We start from the raw sequence: 1,075 nt of genomic DNA, 5'->3' as shown, positions 1-1,075 counted from the left end.
CTGGTTGTGGTCGAGGGGTGGGTGAGTGGGTGGCTTGGGCGCCTTTGATCACACGGCGAGGGCGCTGATCTTGACCAGGTTGTGGGCGAGGACGCCGTGCCCGGTCCAGATTCGGGTTCCTTCGGTGCTATCGATGCCCGAGCGGTTCCAGCCGTAGCCGCGCTTGAGGGTGCTGATGCGGCCCTCACAGCCGATGCACCACTTGATGGTTCGTCGGAAGGCTGGCCTGTGTTCCTCGACTTGCCGGGCTATGCCGGGTTTGCCTTTACGGGCAATGACGACGCTGCGCACACCAAGGTCGTGCCAGGTCGTCCTCGACGCGTTCGTCGCCGTAACCGCGGTCGGCTGTAACGGTGCGCGGCGTGCGTCTGGTTCGCTTCTTGACACGCTGGACCGCCGCGGCCAGTTGCGGCGCATCGGCGGGATTGCCCTGCTCCACGCTGTGGTCGAGCCCGATCCCGTCGTCGTTGTCAGTGACCTGGGCCTTGCGACCAAACTCGACCGGTTTACCCACACGGCCCTTGGCGATCGGACGCGCACCGCCGTCGTGCAGGCCGACTCGGCGGGTAGCGCCGTCCGCGACGACTCCGGCCAGTCGTTGCCGGGCCTGGGCGACGATCTGGCGGGTCGCGGCCAGCAGATTGGTCAGGTCGTTGACCGCACGCACCAACCGGCCGTGGCGACGACCCGCAACCGCGTCGCGCTCACCGCGAGCCGCGGATTCGGCCAGCTCCGCCAGCCCACCGGTGGATTGGCTAACAGCCCCGAATCGGTGGGATAGGCGACATTGGCTGGGACCACCGTGGTATCAACCCGGATCCGGTTGGTAGGCAACAACTTCGCCTCGGCCGCCTTCACCAGCAACGCCTCGTTGAGCCCATCCACCGCCGCCGACCCGCAGCGGGTGGTCAGCTTCATTAACGTCGTCGGATGCGGCACCGACTCCTCCAGACCGATCCGGCAGAACCTCCGCCAGGTGATCGAGTCCGACACCTCACGACACAGAGACTCATCGCCCAGCCGATAGCGGAACTTCAAAAACATCAGCCGCAGATAGGTCTTCATCGGTGTCGAC

Annotated in this window: 1 pseudogene; it reads right to left on the bottom strand. The window is 66.0% G+C overall.

Annotated features, from left to right (window positions below):
* Positions 1 to 48 precede the first annotated feature (48 nt).
* Positions 49 to 1,075, bottom strand: a pseudogene (locus EET13_RS22795) (transposase); the annotation flags it as partial.

The sequence above is a fragment of the Mycobacterium attenuatum genome, from assembly GCF_900566085.1.
GTDB lineage: Bacteria > Actinomycetota > Actinomycetes > Mycobacteriales > Mycobacteriaceae > Mycobacterium > Mycobacterium attenuatum.
Note: the sequence above shows the minus strand (reverse complement) of the source record. Positions and strands in the feature narration are given on the sequence as shown.